The organism is Methylobacterium sp. CM6246 (genome assembly GCF_054818005.1).
Map to the genome: position 1 here is coordinate 5,623,258 of NZ_JBTXKY010000001.1, position 17,953 is coordinate 5,641,210.

24 protein-coding genes and 1 tRNA gene are annotated in these 17,953 nt (G+C 65.1%); 18 read left to right on the forward strand and 7 right to left on the reverse strand.

All coding sequences use genetic code 11. From position 1 onward, the window contains the following. The first annotated feature begins 185 nt into the window (after positions 1-185). On the forward strand, positions 186-914 hold the full coding sequence (gene bcsS, locus ACYQPG_RS27190; protein ID WP_461232107.1) for a cellulose biosynthesis protein BcsS: 729 nt from the start codon (positions 186-188) through the stop codon (positions 912-914). On the opposite strand, the gene ACYQPG_RS27195 is transcribed toward bcsS, so the two are convergent. Both ACYQPG_RS27195 and ACYQPG_RS27200 read right to left on the reverse strand, forming a co-directional pair. Beyond that, positions 881-2,512 (reverse strand): cryptochrome/photolyase family protein, encoded by a 1,632-nt coding sequence (locus tag ACYQPG_RS27195; protein ID WP_461232108.1) that lies wholly within the window; start codon positions 2,510-2,512, stop codon positions 881-883. The genes bcsS and ACYQPG_RS27195 overlap by 34 nt on opposite strands. Further along, positions 2,478-3,212, reverse strand: a complete 735-nt coding sequence (locus ACYQPG_RS27200; protein WP_461232109.1) for an SDR family NAD(P)-dependent oxidoreductase — start codon at positions 3,210-3,212, stop codon at positions 2,478-2,480. Before ACYQPG_RS27200 ends, ACYQPG_RS27195 begins: the two co-directional genes overlap by 35 nt. 110 nt (positions 3,213-3,322) lie before the next feature. Here ACYQPG_RS27200 and ACYQPG_RS27205 point away from each other — a divergent pair, with 110 nt between their 5' ends. The 3 genes from ACYQPG_RS27205 (at position 3,323) to ACYQPG_RS27215 (ending at position 4,879) form a co-directional block, all read left to right on the forward strand. Continuing rightward, entirely contained in the window at positions 3,323-4,186 is an 864-nt protein-coding gene (locus tag ACYQPG_RS27205; protein ID WP_419830709.1) for a formyltransferase family protein, read from the forward strand. Positions 4,187-4,264: 78 nt separating this feature from the next. Then, on the forward strand, positions 4,265-4,606 hold the full coding sequence (locus ACYQPG_RS27210; RefSeq protein WP_419830710.1) for a DUF1236 domain-containing protein: 342 nt from the start codon (positions 4,265-4,267) through the stop codon (positions 4,604-4,606). An 87-nt stretch (positions 4,607-4,693) separates the two neighbouring features. After that, a complete protein-coding gene (locus ACYQPG_RS27215; RefSeq protein ID WP_147853280.1) occupies positions 4,694-4,879 on the forward strand; it encodes a hypothetical protein in 186 nt (61 codons plus the stop codon). Positions 4,880-4,888: 9 nt separating this feature from the next. Here the strand turns inward: ACYQPG_RS27215 and ACYQPG_RS27220 are convergent, their stop codons facing one another. Further along, the gene (locus ACYQPG_RS27220) at positions 4,889-5,914 is read right to left on the reverse strand and encodes a hypothetical protein (RefSeq protein ID WP_147909754.1); all 1,026 of its coding nucleotides are present in this window, start codon (positions 5,912-5,914) and stop codon (positions 4,889-4,891) included. Between the two features lie 183 nt (positions 5,915-6,097). Between ACYQPG_RS27220 and ACYQPG_RS27225 the strand changes: the two genes are divergently transcribed. Next, the gene (locus tag ACYQPG_RS27225; protein ID WP_281407101.1) at positions 6,098-6,220 is read left to right on the forward strand and encodes a hypothetical protein; all 123 of its coding nucleotides are present in this window, start codon (positions 6,098-6,100) and stop codon (positions 6,218-6,220) included. Positions 6,221-6,416: 196 nt separating this feature from the next. After that, positions 6,417-6,698 (forward strand): PilZ domain-containing protein, encoded by a 282-nt coding sequence (locus tag ACYQPG_RS27230; RefSeq protein ID WP_147909753.1) that lies wholly within the window; start codon positions 6,417-6,419, stop codon positions 6,696-6,698. A gap of 187 nt (positions 6,699-6,885) precedes the next feature. On the opposite strand, the gene ACYQPG_RS27235 is transcribed toward ACYQPG_RS27230, so the two are convergent. Then, a tRNA-Ser gene (locus ACYQPG_RS27235) sits at positions 6,886-6,979 on the reverse strand. Positions 6,980-7,127: 148 nt separating this feature from the next. Between ACYQPG_RS27235 and ACYQPG_RS27240 the strand changes: the two genes are divergently transcribed. The 12 genes from ACYQPG_RS27240 to ACYQPG_RS27295 all read left to right on the forward strand — a co-directional run bounded on the left by ACYQPG_RS27240 (position 7,128) and on the right by ACYQPG_RS27295 (position 13,117). Continuing rightward, positions 7,128-8,369: a tyrosine-type recombinase/integrase gene (locus ACYQPG_RS27240; protein ID WP_461232110.1), complete on the forward strand. Its 1,242-nt coding sequence runs from the start codon at positions 7,128-7,130 to the stop codon at positions 8,367-8,369. Continuing rightward, on the forward strand, positions 8,369-9,109 hold the full coding sequence (locus ACYQPG_RS27245; RefSeq protein ID WP_461232111.1) for a hypothetical protein: 741 nt from the start codon (positions 8,369-8,371) through the stop codon (positions 9,107-9,109). The genes ACYQPG_RS27240 and ACYQPG_RS27245 overlap by 1 nt, the downstream gene beginning before the upstream one ends. Before the next feature lie 47 nt (positions 9,110-9,156). Further along, entirely contained in the window at positions 9,157-9,366 is a 210-nt protein-coding gene (locus ACYQPG_RS27250) for a DNA-binding protein (RefSeq protein WP_461232112.1), read from the forward strand. After that, positions 9,363-9,617 (forward strand): DUF6074 family protein, encoded by a 255-nt coding sequence (locus ACYQPG_RS27255; protein ID WP_461232113.1) that lies wholly within the window; start codon positions 9,363-9,365, stop codon positions 9,615-9,617. The genes ACYQPG_RS27250 and ACYQPG_RS27255 overlap by 4 nt, the downstream gene beginning before the upstream one ends. Next, positions 9,614-10,192, forward strand: a complete 579-nt coding sequence (locus tag ACYQPG_RS27260) for a hypothetical protein (protein WP_461232114.1) — start codon at positions 9,614-9,616, stop codon at positions 10,190-10,192. The genes ACYQPG_RS27255 and ACYQPG_RS27260 overlap by 4 nt, the downstream gene beginning before the upstream one ends. Positions 10,193-10,668: 476 nt before the next feature. Beyond that, positions 10,669-10,992 (forward strand): hypothetical protein, encoded by a 324-nt coding sequence (locus ACYQPG_RS27265; RefSeq protein ID WP_461232115.1) that lies wholly within the window; start codon positions 10,669-10,671, stop codon positions 10,990-10,992. A gap of 71 nt (positions 10,993-11,063) precedes the next feature. Next, complete coding sequence (locus ACYQPG_RS27270) at positions 11,064-11,270, forward strand: hypothetical protein (protein WP_461232116.1); 207 nt, start codon at positions 11,064-11,066, stop codon at positions 11,268-11,270. Between the two features lie 34 nt (positions 11,271-11,304). After that, positions 11,305-11,673 carry a hypothetical protein gene (locus ACYQPG_RS27275; protein WP_461232117.1) on the forward strand — a complete coding sequence of 123 codons (369 nt, stop codon included), beginning with the start codon at positions 11,305-11,307 and terminating at the stop codon, positions 11,671-11,673. Next, positions 11,673-11,957, forward strand: coding sequence for a hypothetical protein (locus ACYQPG_RS27280; protein WP_461232118.1), 285 nt, complete (start codon positions 11,673-11,675; stop codon positions 11,955-11,957). The genes ACYQPG_RS27275 and ACYQPG_RS27280 overlap by 1 nt, the downstream gene beginning before the upstream one ends. Positions 11,958-11,971: 14 nt before the next feature. Continuing rightward, on the forward strand, positions 11,972-12,295 hold the full coding sequence (locus ACYQPG_RS27285) for a hypothetical protein (protein ID WP_461232119.1): 324 nt from the start codon (positions 11,972-11,974) through the stop codon (positions 12,293-12,295). A gap of 412 nt (positions 12,296-12,707) precedes the next feature. Next, complete coding sequence (locus tag ACYQPG_RS27290) at positions 12,708-12,878, forward strand: hypothetical protein (protein ID WP_461232120.1); 171 nt, start codon at positions 12,708-12,710, stop codon at positions 12,876-12,878. Next, positions 12,875-13,117, forward strand: coding sequence for a hypothetical protein (locus ACYQPG_RS27295; RefSeq protein WP_461232121.1), 243 nt, complete (start codon positions 12,875-12,877; stop codon positions 13,115-13,117). Before ACYQPG_RS27290 ends, ACYQPG_RS27295 begins: the two co-directional genes overlap by 4 nt. Before the next feature lie 961 nt (positions 13,118-14,078). Here the strand turns inward: ACYQPG_RS27295 and ACYQPG_RS27300 are convergent. From ACYQPG_RS27300 to ACYQPG_RS27310, 3 genes are read right to left on the reverse strand one after another with little or no spacing between them, the layout of a single operon-like run. Then, positions 14,079-15,461 (reverse strand): LLM class flavin-dependent oxidoreductase, encoded by a 1,383-nt coding sequence (locus tag ACYQPG_RS27300; protein ID WP_461232123.1) that lies wholly within the window; start codon positions 15,459-15,461, stop codon positions 14,079-14,081. Next, complete coding sequence (locus ACYQPG_RS27305) at positions 15,461-16,699, reverse strand: SfnB family sulfur acquisition oxidoreductase (RefSeq protein WP_461232124.1); 1,239 nt, start codon at positions 16,697-16,699, stop codon at positions 15,461-15,463. The genes ACYQPG_RS27300 and ACYQPG_RS27305 overlap by 1 nt, the downstream gene beginning before the upstream one ends. 5 nt (positions 16,700-16,704) lie before the next feature. Continuing rightward, entirely contained in the window at positions 16,705-17,952 is a 1,248-nt protein-coding gene (locus ACYQPG_RS27310; protein WP_461232125.1) for an SfnB family sulfur acquisition oxidoreductase, read from the reverse strand. Position 17,953: the final 1 nt, after the last annotated feature.

Below are 17,953 nucleotides of genomic sequence, written 5' to 3' on the forward strand. Positions count from 1 at the left end.
TGAGGTCAGCTCGATTCACCCTGAAGCATATCTTACGTCAATCAAAGCATATTTTCGAATCGGCGCAGATCTCGGACAGCACGTTGGCGCAGCTTCACGTAATTTTCCAGTGAACCTACGATGAGTAGAGCGACACTCTACGTCGTTTGCCTGTAGGTATAAGGCTCGCCACACAGGACGGATCCGTGTGCAGGAGCAAAGCCTTCGTAATAAGCCGGAGCAGACGGCTCGGACCCGCCCTTGCGGCTTTTCTTTTCTTTGCGCAGGCTTCTCCGGCATGCGGCGGAGAGATCGATGCGCTTCTGTTCGGCAGCGTCGACGCCGGCGCTGCGACGTTCCTGACCATCGGCGCGAAGCTCGGGCTCGGCCCCCTCGATCAGGACGGCTTCGTCATACTCGCGAGCGTCGGAAGCGGCCTGCAACGCGAACGCGGCGACTTCGGCCTTCCGCGCACGCGCTACGCGTTCAACGCGGCCGCGGTGCTCGGTTACCAATGGTTCTTCGATTGGGGAACGGCCGCAATCTTCGCGGGGCCTGAAGGCTCGATGGAGATGCTGGCCGACGGGCGCGCCGTGGCGGTTTCGCCAGCCGCGTATGGCTTGCGCCTACACGCCGAAATCTGGGCACGCCCGACGGACAATACGCTCCTGCAGGCGACCGCTGTCGCCGGCTCGACGCGCGACAGTTTATGGACACGGCTGGCCTGGGGCTATCGGATAGGCGGTGCTTATCTCGGCCCTGAAATCAGCGTCTACGGAGACGAGACGGGCTATCGGAAATGGAATCTCGGCTTGCACGCAACCGATTTCGCCATCGCCCGCTACAGCTTCCGTGTGTCGGCCGGTCTCCAAACCGAGACGGCCCGGCGAAGCGCCTCACCCTACGTGGCGTTGGCGGTCTGGTCGCCCTGGTGAGCGCGCTCGGATTCGAGGGCGCCGAGGAAACGGCCCGCATCCGCACGGATCTCGGCCCGGCGCTGGTCGCTCATGGCCCGGAGGGTCCGATACGGCATCGTCATGCGCGGGTTCCCGGAAAGCGTATCCGCGTTCTCGATCAGGAAATTCCAGTACAGGTAGTTGAATGGGCAGGCGTCCGGCCCCGCCTTGACCTTCACGTCGTAGGCGCAACCCGTGCAGTAGTCCGACATCCGGTCGATATAGGCGCCTGAGGCGGCGTAAGGCTTCGAGCCCATCACGCCCCCATCGGCCCACAGCACCATGCCGTGCACGTTGGGCAGCTCGACCCATTCGTAGGCATCGGCGAACACGATCAGGTACCATTCCTCGACCTGTGCCGGATCCAGGCCTACGATCAGGGCAAAGTTTCCGGTCACCATCAGGCGTTGGATGTGATGGGCGTAGGCGTGGCGCCGGGTATCGGCGACCACATTGGCGATGCAATTCAGCTTCGTCTCACCCGACCAATAAAACCACGGGAGGTTCCTTCCAGCATCCAGTGCATTGGTTTCCCGATACTCGGGCATCCGCGCCCAGTAGACGCCGCGGACATATTCCCGCCACCCGAGGATCTGCCGGATGAACCCCTCGACGCAGTTGAGCGGCGCAGTGCCGTCCCGATAGGCGTGCTCGGCGGCCCAGCAGACTTCCTCCGGGGTCAACAGTCCAGCGTTGAGCGGCGGCGAGAGCAGCGCGTGGTAGAGGTACGGCGCACCGGCCTTCATGGCATCCTGGTAATCGCCGAAGGTGGGCAAGCATTGTTCGATGAAGTGCTTGAGGGCGGCCAGCGCGTCGGCCCGCGTTACCGGCCAGGAAAAGGCCGCGAGGTCGCCGAAATGGCCGGCGAACTCACGCTCCACCAGCGCGATGGCATCCCGGGTGGTCGCATCGGGCTGGAACCCGATCCGGTCCGGCAGCTGGTGCCCTTTCGGTAAGCGCTTACGGTTATCAGGATCGAAGTTCCAGCGACCGCCGACTGGCTCGCCACCATCCATGAGGAGTCCGGTCCGACGCCGCATGCCGCGGTAGAAGGTCTCCATCCGCAGATGATGACGCCCCTCGGCCCAGCGGTCGAAATCCGCCCGCGGGCACAGGAAGCGGTTGTCGGATCGGATCTCCACCGGGACGGGCAGCGTCTCGCGCCAGTCCTGCATCATCTCCCAGACCCGCCACTCACCGGGTTCGGTGACGACGACGGTATCGGGTGCATGATGAGCGACAGCCCGCTCCAGCTCGCCCGTGAAGCTGCCGGTGTTGCCGGGATCAGTCAGGCGGACGTAGTCGACTGCGATACCCTCGGCCTCCAGTTCGGCCGCGAAATGGCGCATGGCGGCGAACAGGAAGGCGATCTTCTGCTTGTGGTGGCGGACATAGGTCGCCTCGCCCCGCACCTCGACGAGCAGGACGACGTCGAGTTCGGGATCAAGGTCGAGCAGGCTCGACACGCGCCGGTTCAGCTGATCGCCGAGGACGAACCGTAAGACCCCTCCGGTCCGCCGAGCGAGCTTCGCCGGCACCCCGTCAGCCCTTCGTGCGCAGGTTGGCGCGCCCACCATCGACCCCGATTACCTGCCCGGTGATCCAGCCAGCCTCGTCCGACACCAGGAAGGCCGCGAGCGCCGCGATATCCTCCGGCCGCCCCAGACGCTGGAGTGCGTGCATGGCGGCGATTCCCTGGGCCAAAGTCTCGTTTCCGGTGATGGCGGCGGCCAACGGCGTCCGGGTCAGTGAAGGCCCAACCACGTTGACCCGGATCTGCGGTGCCAGTTCGGCCGCAAGCGACAGGCCGAGCGCCTCGACGACACCCTTGGCCATCGCCACCGAGGCGTGCGCCGGGAAGCCCTGTGCCACGGCCACCGTCGAGAACAGCACGACACCGGAGCCCGAATCGCCGGCGCCGGACTTGAGTGCGGCTGCGGCGGATTGCACGGCCGAGAAGGCGCCGAGCGCATTGAAGCGGAAGTCGGCCTCCACATCGGCCCGGGTCAGCCGTCCGAGCGGTCGCAGGTTGATGGTGCCGACCGCGTAGACCAGACCCGCGAGGCAAGGCCCCGCCGCCTCGCTGGCAGCTGCGAAGAAGTCCGGATCGCCGACGTCCCCCGCCGTAAAGGTCGTATCGCCGAGTTCGTCGGCCGCTTGCGCCAGCCGGTCGCCGTCCCGGGCCGCGAGATGCAGGGCGTAGCCGCGCGCCCGCAGAACCCGGGCGGTCGCCAGGCCGATTCCCCCCGTGCCTCCGTAGATCAGAACCTGTCGCACGCACGGGCCTCTTGCTACCCAACCTGGCCCGGACAAAGTAAGGCCGGTGCTGTTGCCGAGCAGGCGGCCGGCCCACCCTCTCCACGTGCACAAGGTCGCAGGCGGCAAGCATGAAGTTCGCGTTCGCCGGCATCGATTTCCTCGGCGGCGTGTTCGAGGGCCTCGTCGAGGCCGGCTGGAAGCCGGTCAAGCTGTTCACCCGGCCCTGCGACGGCGTCTACGACCACAACGACGTGCTGGTCGCCCGCGCTCGTTCGATGCGCCTGCCGATCCAACTGTCGCGTATCCACGAGCGCGACATCGAGGCCCTTCAGGCAGAGCATGGCAAGGATTGGGCCTTGGTTGTCGCCGGCTATCCCTGGCTTGTGAAGGGCTGGCGCGGACGGGTTGCCTACGGATTGAACATCCACCCCTCACCGCTACCGACCGGACGCGGCCCCTACCCGCTGTTTCGCGCGGTGCTGGACCGGTACGAGACCTGGGGTGTCACGGCTCACGTGCTCGCCGACGGGTTCGACACCGGCGATATCCTGGCCCAGGAGATCTTCGGCCTCGAATCGGCCGAGTCCCACGAGACCGTGCTCGCGAAGTGCCAGATGGCGGCCCGGCGTCTCGCGTCAGGACCGATCGGCAAGGACCTTGCCGCACGCTGGCGACGTGCCGAGCCTCAGGGCGACGGGTCGTACTGGCCCCGGGCCACCGACGGCGACCGGACCCTCGACTTCCGCCAGGATGTCGAGTCGATCCTGCGCCGGGTCCGGGCATTCGGTACCGTCGAAACCATCGCCCGGCTGGGCGACGCGCGGGTCTACGTCGCCGCGGCGCAGGGCTGGCGCGAGCGCCACCCGCACACGCCCGGCACCGTCGTGCACCGCCATCGCCGGCACGTCGTGATCGCCGCGCTGGACGGTTACGTGCAGATCACCCGCTGGTCGCCGGTGCCGTTGGCCGAGGCCGCGCAGGTCGGGCGCTGACGCCGCGCGTTGTAGCGTGCGGGAACGCATTCGTGATGGGCGGTGTTTCCGCGGGTCCTGGACGTCACGGAGCCTCGCATGTCGACACGCGCAAGCCTCGCCGCAGCCCTCGGGCTTGCCGCGCTGTTCACCGGATCCGCTTTCGCGCAGGGCGTGGTCGTGGATCAGGACGATTTCGGTCCCGACGATGAGGTCGTCGTGCGCGACTACATCGTGCGCCGTCCGGTCGGCCCGGGCCCGATCGTCGGATCGATCCCGCTTCGGCCGGGTACCATCGTGCCGGCTGATGTCGAACTTGCGCCGTTCACCGATACACAGAACCCGCGCCTGCGCCGCTACGGCTACTTCGTGGCCCCCGGCGACAAAGTCGTGGTTGTGGATCCGGCGACCCGCGCGGTGGTACGCATCTTCGACCGCTGAGCCTGAACCGGCGCTGGTTCGCCTTCCGGTCGCCGATCCGCTAACACCCTGGTGCGAACGATCAAGAAAAGCGCCAGGGGGAAATACATGAAGGCCAAGCCATACGTGGTCTCGGGCGAAGCGCTGCTCGTCTCGGTGCTGCTCCTCCTGTCGGGGGCGATGCTGTTCGAGTGGATGGTGATCTCGCCGGACAGTCCGGTCTCTGCGCTCCTGCGCGTGATCGGCGCCGCGGCTGCCGCCTTTGTGGCGATCCTGCCCTTCCGCCGAGCCTGAGCACCACACTCACCAGTCGCTGAGCGCAGCGCGCTTCCAGCGGTCGGGGGCGACGCAGCGATACTCGAAGGCTTCGTCCCAGGCATGATCGCCCGGCGAGCAGGTCTCACGGCTGCTCCGCGGCGGGTTCGATGGCGTCTCCCGGACGGAGGCGGCCTGAACCCGTCCCCCATCGCTCACCCGGAACACGGGACCGTTCCCGGTCCCGTAGACCAGATCCCGGCCATCGAAGCCTAAGGTGCGCGCGAAGGCACCGTCACGGTTGCCGTCGAGCGCGATCGACTGGCCCGCGCCCAGCAGGATCGGCACACCGGTGAAACGGCCGGCCGCGGTGTCGATCCCGATCCCGTAGGTGCCCTCCCCCTGGAACGAGAAACCACGGTCGGTCACCGAGCCGGGGAGGTTGCCCAGCAGGACGCCGTAGCCGGTGTGGGCGCCCGGAACGCCGCCCGTGGAGATCTGAAGGCCGACCCGTTGGCGATTGCGATCCGTCGTCGGCGATTGCGCGGAAACGTCGATCTCGGCTCCGATGCAGGAGGCGACCGGGTCGGCCTCCTGGGTCATGTCCACGCAGTTGAAGTTTCCGGCCCAGGACGGCCCCACCGGACCGATGCCGTTGGGCTCCTTGAAGATCGTGCCGTTAACGGCAACGTTCTGCGCTCCGGTGCTGGCCAGGCTCCGGTTGTGCAGTTCGCCCGTGATCGTCCACTCGTAGCCAGCATTCTGCGGGCCCGACGAGCCCAGCGCCCACAGCGCCTTGTAGGTGTGGCCCGGCTCTCCCGACCCCTCCGGGATGTGCCGGTCGACCCGCAGCGTCGAAGCAGGATCGAAACCCCCTGGACGGTTCCACAGGAATGCGTGGCCGCCGTCGAGGCCCGGCAGGCCGCTGCCCTGGACATCGTGGGAGAGCCCCGTGGTCCAGGATGGGGGCGCTGCAGGGGTGGGCGCGACGCCGGGCGCCTCGGCGCGGATGGTGGCCGGCAAGGCGGCCGAGACGAGACATGACAAGACTGCGAGGCGGGGGCGGATGCGCATGGAACGTCTCCGGGGCCCCGTGGGTGCTGGGGGCGTCGAGGTTGTGCGCCGAGCCTGCCGGCTCGGCATCGGAAAAGCCATGATTCCGGCAACTGGCTCGAACGCGGTGGTCGGACCGTGCGTTTGGGTCCCACAGAGCATCGTGATCTGATGCGCAACACATCGAGATGAGGAGAGCGACCTGTGTCGAAGTCGCTGCGATTCCTGCGGAACTGGTTCCTGCTGTCGATCCCGGTCGGGTTGTTCGTCGGCCGCTTCATCAAGGCGGGCAAAGGACCGTCAATGCCCAAGGATGAGCGTCGGTAGCAGCCTCAGCGCATCGCCGGATGCACGCCGCTCGTGACAGAGGGCGGCGTGCGCCGATCCGCGCACAACGTCGGAGGCTCAATCCGGAACTTTAATTTCGTGAAGATACAACCATAGTCAATCGATCATTAGTGTTTTCGGCGCATTTTTACTGACATCGCGGCATATCGGCCGAGATTTCCAGGGTCATTCGGCCATGCCCCGCACCGCCAGGCCCCCGAGCGGCTTCGTCGAGCGACGCACCAGCGACCGCAAGGCAACGGCGCTCCTGGCCTTCGCGCAGCACCCCGACGGATCGCGCTTTCCCTGCCGGATCCAGAACCTTTCCGACGGCGGCGCTATGCTGGAATTCCTCGGCTCCCAGGCTGTCACGTTGGAGACGGCGTTCGACCTCGTGCTGGCGAACACCGAAATACGCTACGCCGTGAAACTAATCTGGCGGAAAGAGCGGACGGCCGGGGTTCTGTTCTGCGTGTGAGGACCGATTGGCCCGAAACTGCGAATCGCAATCTTCACGGCACACAAGATAAGCACACACAAGGACAACGTAGAATTTTTCTGATTTTCTAACTATTTACTTCTCGTCTGCCGCCTTTGGTCATCCGTACGCGATCGGATCAAGCCGGAGCCCGATCTCATTCGGGTCTTCATCATCGTGAATTGCATGGTGAGCGCGCTGGGACTCGAACCCAGGACCTACAGATTAAAAGTCCGTTCGAGACCGTTTCGTCGCCGCTTAAATCCGTGCATCTACCGCTCATCAAGTCACTGGCACGCAATGGCTTGACGCGCAGTGATCGCTCATCCATCACTCATGGGGTAACGCCATCGGGCGCGGCATTTCCGTTACCCGAGCGATACCCCGCTGCCGCATCCTGGCCCGGGTAACGCCGCCCCGGGGTACACGTTGGCTGTCCTGACCCTGAAATCGGTCGAAGCGGCAAAGCCTGATCCGACCAAGCGTCGTGAGGTGCCGGACGGCGCGCTGCCCAGCCTCTACCTTGTGGTCCAACCGAGCGGCGGGAAGTCCTGGGCTGTCCGGTACCGGGCAGACGGCAAGCCTAAGAAGCTCACCCTTGGGCCCTATCCGCGAGTGCCCCTGACCGAGGCTCGCGAGGCCGCCCGTACCGCGCTCCGAGCTGTTGCTGAAGGGCGGGATCCGGCCGGCGAGAAACAGGCTGCCAAATCTGAGCCCTCGGCAACGGAGACGATGCGATTCGGTGCAGTCGCGGCGGACTACATCGAGCGATACGCCAAACCTCGGAATCGGAGTTGGCGCGAAACCGAATCGTTCCTGACCCGCACCCTCGACGCCACGGACCGGTGGCAAGATCGAGACGTCCGAACAATCGGCCGGAAAGATGTGCTGCATGCCCTCGACGCAGTGGTCGCTCGCGGTGCCACCATTCACGCGAATCGGCTGTTCGCGGCCCTAAGGCGGTTCTTCGCCTGGACGGTCGAGCGCGGGATCCTGGAGGCATCGCCGATGGCCGGCCTCAAACCGCCCTCCCCCGAGGTGTCGCGCGACCGCGTGCTGTCCGATAGCGAATTGGTCGCCGCGTGGAAGGCAGCAGAACAGATCGGTTATCCCTTCGGTCCTGTCGTCCAATTGCTTATTCTGACCGGCCAGCGCCGGTCCGAGGTGCTCGAAGCGGAATGGCGGGAATTCGACCTCGACGCCGCGACCTGGACGATCCCGCGCGGCCGGGCGAAGAACGATCGCGCCCACGTCGTGCCGCTCGCCCCGCACGCCTTGCAGATTCTCCGCCGACTACCGCGTGTCGGCCAACGCCCACGCTTGCTGTTCACCACCACCGGTGAGACGGCGTTCAGCGGTGTATCGAAGGCCACGGAGCGGCTCCAGAGCCTTGCTGCTGCGCTGCTGCCTGATGGTGATGAAGCTGCGCCCTGGCGGCTGCACGATCTGCGACGGACCTTCGCCAGCGGATGCGGGCGGCTCAAGATACCGGTGCACGTCGTCGAGAAGGCGTTGAATCACACGTCGGGCACGCACGCCGGAATCGTCGGCATTTACCAGCGCCACGATTACGAAGATGACCGACGCGAAGCGATGGAGCTGTGGGCCGCGCACCTCGACGTACTTCTATCAAAAAAAGCCTGCATTCATACGGCAAAAAAGCAATCGTAATGACTTGTGAAGAGATATGTCGGGAATTGCCGTTTTCACGCGAGCAAATCCAAGAAATAGGCACACTTCTTAGCTTAAAACATTATGAGCAATCATGCCACGCAGCCATTTCCATATATATGCGAGTTGAATTGTATCGAATGTCTTATATTACGAAAAAAAAAATGGGTTCGGTCGGCAAGATTAGATCCAAACTATCTCAGATCTCCGCCGCAGCGCTCCTACTTTCAAATCTTTTATCAGACGAAACAGTTTGCGATACTCCATTGCATGATTTATTTGAAATATTGGGCCATGAGCTTGGCATAAAAGGACTTGAACGTAAGCCACTATGGCGAGATAAATCAATATCTCTGGAGAAATTACAAAATTTGGTCGCAGATGTTGCAAGCAGTTCAAGTATTCTTGCAAACAATGATAATTTGCTAAGGGGATATTATTTTCTTCCTCCGCGCCACGAGGCAAACAACAACCTTGTAACATCTATTATATGGCCAAGTCTTTTCACGACTTGGGAACAACACGGCAGACAAGTTGCTGGGTCTGCGACCGGCACAAACAAACTTCATCGCTTCGTCAACTTAGTACATGAGGCGACCGGTCTTGGAAAACCCAGTTTGAATACATTAAATCGAGCCATTCAGCGTTGGAAGCTAGATCCGCGGCGTGACCGTGCGGACAACGACGCATGGTATTTTGGTAATTTGCCCGGTAATACGGATGCCATGGAAGGCACCTAGAAACACGCATATTGAATCGGTCGCTCGCAGACAAACAGGAACGACCGATGAGCGATACAGAGAACTGGTTAAACAGCGCCGAGGTGCGCAGCAGATATCGAATTTCGGCGGCGACGCTGAATAGATGGGACCGGGATGAAGCACTGGGCTTCCCGGCGCCGATGGTGATCAACCGGCGCAAGCTTTATCCGCTTTCCAAGCTTCTGATTTGGGAGCGATCCCAGGCGTCCGCAGCGCGTCGTCGAGATGCGGCATGAGCGCGATCGTCGTTCCGTTTCCCCGCTCACGAGATCGGGGGTTTATCCGCCGACACGCCGCGCACATGGCGCAGGCCAGAACAGCCACGAAGGCCGAGGCTCATCTCACTCGGCAGCTCGGCATCCAAGCCGAGACACTTCGGCGGCGCGGCGTCGCCCCTGACATCGCTCGCGCTGAGCTTCAGGCGATTGAGGGAAATATTAGGGCCGCATGCTGGACTTTGCTGCTGGCACCCGGCGGTGCCGCATGAGCGAGAACCTCACCGCCCGAAGGGTCAACGCAACTGGGCGCTCAACTGGCAAATTCCTGGATTCGAAATTCAGGAAGTTGAACAGCGTCCCAAAGGGCCAAGCCTTTGTCTGGTTCACACGCGAGATGGTGGAGAGTCCGGCATGGCGTGCGATGTCCCAGAATGCACGCCTCGTGGTCGACCGTGTGTGTGTCGAACACATGTCTCACGGCGGCGGCCAGAACGGTTCGCTCCCGGTCACCTACGATGATTTCGAGCGAGCCGGGATTCGGCGCGGGAGCATCCGCAGGGCGATAGCCGAAGCACTTGTCCTCGGCTTCGTCGATATGCCTCGGAAGGGCACTCGAGGGTATGGCGATTTTCCTGGGGCACCCAGCCTCTTTCGCCTGGCATGGCTGCCGACCAGCGAGAACGGCGCCGCTACGGTCCGATGGAAGCGGTTCAATACCCTGTCAGAGGCAGAGCAAGCCGCGGCGGAAGCTCGACACAGCGCGACGGACCGACCGGCTGATACCGGTCAAATGCCGGCTCAAAAACGGGGTGCAAAGTTCGGGAATAAAATCAGAAGCCAGTGACGTTTCTGACTTTGTGCCAGTGACGTTTGTGCACGTGTTCCAGTGTCACTTCTGTAACCGCTGTGGCCAGTGTCACTTCTGTAACTACTATTAATATCTTGGCTGGATTGGCTTGGGTCAGCGCATCGCCCGGCGCCTCCGCCTCCCCGACATCCTGACGCGAACACTCTTCATCGTAGCAGCCTCCCGATATCCGCAATTCTCGAGTTACCCGAACTATTCGATTTGAGTATTTCGGTAATCCAAGTATTCGTCTTCGTCGATTAGCTATCTACAGGGATAGAGAAACAGGTATCTAGATGCCTGTCGATCAATCGACGACACAGACGTTCGATCGACCTCACTCACGCATTAGAAATCCGCCGCAGGCTGTGGCGGTGTGCAGCCGGGCTCTGGCCCGAAGGAGAAGTCATGTCTGAAAGAGAAAAAATGAGCCTCACCGGAATGATCACGGCCCATTGCATCCCGCGGTCGCGATGGCGGCGCATATGGCCCAGCGGCTTTATGCAGCCCGCGCTGGTGCGATCACTGCCGACGAATTTCAGGAGCTATTCAATTCGACGTCGGCAAGCGGTGAGTGGAGCAAGCACGGGATCACTCTGCGGATGGCGGCTCTGATGGCGGCGACCGCATTGAACCTGCAGGCAGCGCTGGGATATGCGGCGGCGGTGTCAGCGGCCGGCCCACCATCGGATTCGGCCACGACCCAGGCCAGCGGGCACGCTCAGAGGACCATGGAGGCCGTCGAGGCGCTCTGTGCGCTCGCGGATCAATACGGCGGCGGCTCGCCGCGCGCCTGAGACGAAACGGCCCGGGAAGCGCCGGCCGGCGCCCCCGAGCCTCAGCCAAATCCCTGAGCAGGAAATCAGCCATGCAAATCCATAACACGGCTTCGGCCGCCCCGCACCCGCGCCCGCAGCTCGGCCCGGTCTCGACCGCAATAGCCACCATGCGAGGCCCGGAGCCCGACCGCGAGGCTATCCGCTCGCTGCGCGCCGCCCTCATCCGGCAGATCGCCGCCGATCTCGACACGATCGACCGTCTCGACGCGATCACCACCCGGCTCGCGCACCGCTGAGCCTCTGTCCGCAATTCCTTAGTTAGAGATCGCCATGACTTACCCAAAACCAACCTCCCCTGAGACCACCGGCCCCATCGGAAAGCCGGGACAATGCATCCGCGGTGGCTATCTGACTGCACGGCGCCACAAGGAGTCCGGGATTTTGATCCGGATCGCGAGCCGACCTTTCGAGCATGCCAGCCTTGCCGAGGCTGAGACGCAAGCACGGGTCCTGGCTGAGCGGCACGATGACGAGTTCGCCGTGTTCGCACAGGTCGCTTCGGTAATGCCTCCCCTGAGAGAGGCGGTCGTGTCGCGGCCGGAAGAGCTACCGCTGCCTGTTTCTCAGCCGTTGCCTCGCCCGGCCGTGGTCATCGAGCGCCGCATCTTGCGCCAGCGGGTCACCGGAGGGAAAGCTTGATGGCCCGCGCGATCACCGTTTCCCCCCGCCTCACGCCGTGCCTCGAAGATGACGAGGCGCGCCCTGGCTTTCACATCGCCCGGCGCAACGACTGGTCCGACCCGGGCCGGTTCGAGGTTGTCACTCTCCTGCCAGAGGAAGTGAACGGGCGCTGGGAGTGGCAGGTCTGGCGATGCGGCGGCGCAAAGCCTGAGAAGGCGGACCAGTGGCAGTTTCAGATCCGGATCGGTGGCTTCAGGTCCACGGTGGGTGAGACGCTCGACCTGACCGCGACGCGGCATTGAGTGGAATAAATCGCATGTCTTCCGAAATATATCACAGTGGTGTATGGCTTTTCAATAATATTTGGGATGTCTGCTATCGGGAGTCTGATAAATATATCGAACCGGATATAAAGATTGAGCGTGAGGTGTTCCTGGCGAAATGCCTCAGCGAGTTCGGAGATGAACGGGGTGCTGAATTACGCGACAGAGAGCGGACGGGAGCAATTGGCCACGCGATGGAGCACATTTCTATGATGGAGGACGAGCTGGAGGACCTTCGGAAAGCACTTGCCCTTCTAAGGCGTCCCGTTCCGGAAGTGATGAAGCACCTCAAGAAATTTGCGACGCCGGACACCTGACCTTGTAAAAACCGCAGCTTGCGGGTCTGTCGGCCGCTCCGCACCGGGGCGGCCGTTGTCAAATCGGATTTGGCAGTACAGGCTCACACCGTAATTCGGATTAGATGGTAGCGTGATGACCGATCCAATCCCGACCCGGGCGCAGCTCGCCAGCCTAGAGCATGAAGAGCGGAAGGCCGAGTCGACGATCCGCCGAAGTGGAGTCGGACATTCGGAAGCCAAACAGCACCGGCACCCGAGCAAGGAAGGAGCTGCTGAGGACCAGCGTAACGGAGTCGGCGCGATCGATCCGGCCAAGCAAAGGCCGTGCACGCCTCCAGATCGGCTCTGTGTCCAAACCGGGAACGGATTTAACTTGGAAAGATTATCGTGCTAGCGTGAATGCTTGTAACGCGTACATGGAGGCCTCGTCATGGCCCTCGACCTGTATCAAGCCGGAGTCCTGATTGGATCCGTTGCCCCCTGTCGGGGCGGTTGTTACGCCTACATCCCAGCCTGTGAAGCCATCGGGCAATTCCACGACATCGATGTTGCCGTGCATGCGCTCGCCGCTCGCGCAGCTCCCGAGCCGGTGGCGGCATGACCCGGGACGATACCACCGACATGCTGATAGACCTGATCCGGCGCACGCCCGTCCTGCCGATCGACGTGAAGACGGTGCAGGCTGAAGGCGACCTCCCTGCCACCGCCTACCAGAGAGCCGTCACAGAGTGTCAGCGAGAGGCAACAGCGCCCGTCGCAAAGATCCGGGAGGTAGCCCACCCCGAGACCGTCGTGTCGCTCCTGACGCCTACGCGCGGGCCGCTGCAGCCGCCGACATGATGCGGACCACGCTGGAGCCCGTGTCAGCTTGATCGCCCGCTCTGATTACCAAGGGAGGGGGGAGGCAAAAGTCCGGGCCGCGAGGGCTTCTGACCGCACAGGGTCGCATTCGCAGATTTAATTTCCTCAAGCCCGATTTCTCAATTCAAGTTGGGGGCAAAAATGGCCGGTCAGCACGGCGGAAATCGCCCTGGCGCAGGGCGGAAACCGGGGCCTGTAATCGCTCCAGATCCGATTATTGCTCTGGTCGACGTGCTCAGCCGTCTGCCCTGCGGAGAAGCGGGCCGGCGAAGGCGGTGTGCGACGGCGCTTGCGGCATACGGGGCCAGCAATGAGGAAATCGCCGCGGCCCTGGCGATCGACTCCACCGAATTGGCGGGAGTCCTTGGCGCTGACATCGATATTGGCCGCATCGTCCTGCGAACGAACATCCGGTACGAAATTATGCGCGCCGGGCTCGGCCAGGGCCGGACCTTTTCCGTGGCAGCGGCCAAGACAGCGTTGCGCTGGCTCGCACCGCCGGAAGCAAGGTGCTGACGATGCGCCCATTGGACGTGCTGCGGATGACGAAGGGCGACCGCGAGCCAGCGCTCCGGCAAGCCGCACAACGTCAGCTTGTGGCCTTCGATCCTCTGGAGGTGACCCCGCACCTCCCCGGCCGTGATGCCGCTGCGGCGGGGATCCCCGCAGCATGCTTCGGCAGACTGCCCTGCGGCGGCTTGTCGAGTTCGCCCGCCGCCATCGCGTCGACCTACCCGGTCAGGCCGTCGCTTGCGCCAACCCTTACCGCCGTCGCGTCGTTCACGACCCTACTTAGAGCGTCGGAACGTCTGCTTGCCGGAAATTTCATCGCTTCCAGATGACCGAAGGTGGCCGAAAGCTACCAGTCCACTTCGGAGAGGATGGTAGCTTCAGCAACGAAGCGCCGCCCGCTCGCCTCAGCGCACGCTCCACGCATCCCTTATACAGCTCGCGCGCGGCCGACTGGCGGACCCCGGAAGGCATGGGCAGCGTGGCGTTCGGGCAGCCGGTCGCCCTGCCCGAACAGTTTGTGCCGGTATGATCCGTTCGCGTACGCGGTCTTGTAGAGCCCTCGATCCTGAAGTTCGGGGATTACAATGTCGATGAAGTCGGAAAAGCTCTCAGGCACGACGATCCGGCTGAGGTTGAACCCGTCGACCTCGCCCTCCTCGACCCAGGCCTGGAGTTCGTCGGCGATCGAGACGGCGTCGCCCGCGAGGACCGCGTAGCGCCCGCCGAGTTGCAGCTCCCCGAGCAGGTCGCGCTTGGTCAATCCGCGCTTGGCGGCCGCCGCATTGGCGGACTGGATGGCGTTCCCCGGACCGTAGGGAATCGCCTCGTCGAGGCCGTAGCGTGCGAAGTCGATCCCCGTGGAGGCGGAGAAATGCGCCAAGCCCGCCTCCGGGTTTGCGTAGCGCTGGTACTCGGCCCGCTTCTCCTCGGCCTCGGTCCGGCTGTGCCCGGGGATCACCGCCAGCCCGACGAACACCTTCACGTCCTCCGGATGGCGCCCGGCGGCCACCGCCTCGGCCCGGATCGCCCGGACGGCCTCCCGGGCCGCCCCCCGGTCGCGGGCGGAGATGAACACGCACTCGGCGTGGCGCCCGGCGAAGGCCCGGCCGCGGCCCGAGGCGCCCGCCTGGTAGAGGACCGGGGTCCGCTGCACGGACGGCTCGGACAGGTGGTAGCCTTCGACGTCGAAGAACGCGCCGTGATGCGAGACCGGCCGGATATGGGCCGGATCGCTGAACACCCGGGCTTCCCGGTCGCGGCGCACGGCCGCGTCGTCCCAGCTGCCTTCCCAGAGCTTGTAGAGAACCTCCAGATACTCGTCGGCATAGTCGTAGCGCCGGTCATGGGCGGGCAGGGCGCCGCCGCTCTGGCCGCGATGGGCGCTGTCGAGGTAGCCGGTGACGATGTTCCAGCCGATCCGGCCGCCGGTGAGGTGATCGAGGGTCGAGAGGCGCCGGGCGAAGGTGTAGGGCGCCTCGGTGTGGACGTTGATCGTCACCCCGAAGCCGAGATGCTCGGTCACCGCCGCCATGGCGGGGACCAGCAGGCTCGGATCGTTGACCGGGAGCTGCACCGCCTCGCGGGCGGTCACGTCGATGCCGGCGCCGTAGATGTCGTAGACGCCGCTGATGTCGGCGATGAACAGCCCGTCGAACAGGCCGCGCTCCAGGAGCTTCGCCTGATCGGTCCAGTAGCGCAGGGTGTTGTACTCCGACGAGCGGTCGCGTGGATGGGTCCACAGCCCGTGGTTGATGTGGCCGACGCAGTTCATGTTGAACGCGTTCAGCTGGATCTGCTTCCTGGCGGCCATCAGAGCGCTCCATGCCGGGGCGGCAGCCGGCCGTCGAGGTGGTAGGCGCCGATCCAGTGATACTTCCACCGCACGGGATCGTGCAGGGTGTGGGTGCGGACGTTGCGCCAGTAGCGGTCCAGCGCTTCGGCCCGGTCGGTCGCCGAGGTGCCGCCGAGTTCGAGCAGCGTGTTGGCCGCGAGCAGCCCGGCGCGATGGCTGGACGCCCGGGCCTCGGCCACCGCCACGGAAGCCGCAGCGACGCTGTCCGCGTCGGGCTCACCTTGCGCGGCATCGACGAAGCGGCCGGCCCGTTCCAGCAGGGCATCGGCCGCGGCCAGACGCACCCGGACGTCGCCCAGCGCGTGGAGGGTCAGCGGGTCCTCGCTCGCGCGCGCGACGCCGGAATTGATCCAGGGCCGGGCCCGGTCGCGCACGAACGGCAGCGTCGCCGCGAAGGCGCCCTGTCCGATGCCGAGATCGATCCCGGCGTGCAGGATCTGGGCGAAGGGGCCGATCGCGGTGGGGCGGTCCATCGAGGCCTGGAACGGCACCACCCAGTCCGGCTCCACCCGCACGCGCTCGAACAGGATCGAGCCCGAGCCGGTGATCCGCTGGCCGAACCCGTCCCAATCGTCCACCAGGGTGACGCCGGGGGCGTCCCGGGGGATGAACACTAGATAGGCCACGGCGCGGCCGTCCTCCTCGGCATTCGCCATCACCGGGATGCGATGGGCGAACAGCGAGCCGGTGCAGTAATATTTGCGCCCCTCGACGGTCCAGCCCGACGGATCGCGCACGAGCCGGGTGCGACGGGTGTGGTCCCGCTGGCCGATCTCGGCGAGCGCGTTGCCGAACCGCTCGCCGGCCAGAACCCGCCCGTACAGATCGCGCTTCTGTGCCTCAGTGCCGCCGTTGCGGAGCACTTCGACGGCGTAGAAATGGTTCTGCGGGATCTGGCCGATCGACCCGTCCGATGCCGCGATGATCGCTATCACCTGCGCGACCGTGGCGGCGCTCACGCCTGGGCCGCCGTATTCGCACGGCACCGTGATCGCCCAGAGGCCGGTCTCGGTGAAACGCTCGATCTCCGCGAAGGGCAGCCGCCGGTCGAGGTCGCGGGTGACGGCCGCTTCGGCGAGGTCGTCGGCCAGGGTCCTGGCGGCCGCGAGGGCGGCGGCATCGTCGGCGAGCACCGGCACCCGGCGCGGCGGCTCGGGCTTCCGGGTGAAGGCGGATTCGTGCGGCTGAAGCGGCATGGCGCTCAGTTCCACTGGTGCCGGGCGGGCAGCGCGCCGTTCAGGGTGTAATCCCCCAGCAGATGGTATTTCCAGCGGACGGGATCGTGCAGCGTATGCACCCGCGCGTCGCGCCAGAAGCGACCGAGATTATAGCTCGCGCGGGTCGCCGAGGCGCCGGCGAGTTCCAGCAGGCGCTCGGCGGCTTCCAGCGCGACCTCCGTGGTCAGGATCTTGACCTCGGCGACGGCGACCGACGCCTCGGCCGAACTCTGCGCGGTGACCGGAGCGGCGGCGATGCGATCCAGCGTCCGGCCGGCCCGGGCGAGCACTTCCTCGGCGGCGTGCAGGTCGACCTCCAGCCGCCCGACCTCGCCGAGGAGGTGCGGATCCTCGGTGATGGTCTCGACGGTGAACAGATAGGGCCGCGTCCGGGTCCGCACGAAGTCCAGGGCGGCTTCGGTCGCGCCCCGGGCGATCCCGGCATCGATCGCCGCCTGCACGAGCTGCGAGACCGGGCCGAACAGGGCCGGCCGCTCGGCCAGGGGCGCGAGTTCGATGGTCAGGCCGTCCTCGATCGGCGCCGCCTCGAACAGCACCGTGCCGCTGGCCGTGGTCCGCTGCCCGAACCCCTGCCAATCGTCCACGACCCGCACCCCCAGGGCGTCCCGGCGCACCCAGACCAGCAGCGGCTGCCCGTCCGGGCCCACCGCGCGGGTCGGGATCCAGTGGGCGAACAGGGCGCCCGTGGAATAGTAGCGTGTGCCGGTGAGGCGGTGGCCGTCCGGCCCCGACGCCAGCCGCGTCTCGACCTGGGTGATCGCCTTGCCGTTGCGGGACGGCCCGGCATTGCCGATCCGGTGGCCGGCCAGCACCGCTTCGAAGATCCGCGCCTGCTGGTCCGGGGTCGCCGCCGCCCGCACCAGCGCCAGCACGCCGAACTGGCTCTGCGGGATCTGGGCGGCCGAGCCGTCGGCGGCGGCCAGGATGGCGAACACCTTGGCCAGGGTCGCGTGCGCCACATCCGCGCCGCCATAGGCCCGCGGCACGGTGATGCCGCCGAGGCCGCTCGCGGTGAACGCCTCGATCTCCGTCCAGGGCAGAATGCGGTCGCAGTCGCGCCCGGCGGCGCCGTCGGCGAAGCGGGCGGCCACCACCCGGGCGACCTCGATCGCCTCCGCATCCGTGGAAATCCGGTGCGGGCGGCTGGGCGGCAGCGGCCGCCGGTCCTCGGGACCGCCGACGCGGTCGTCGGCGCGGTGCTGCAGGCTCATG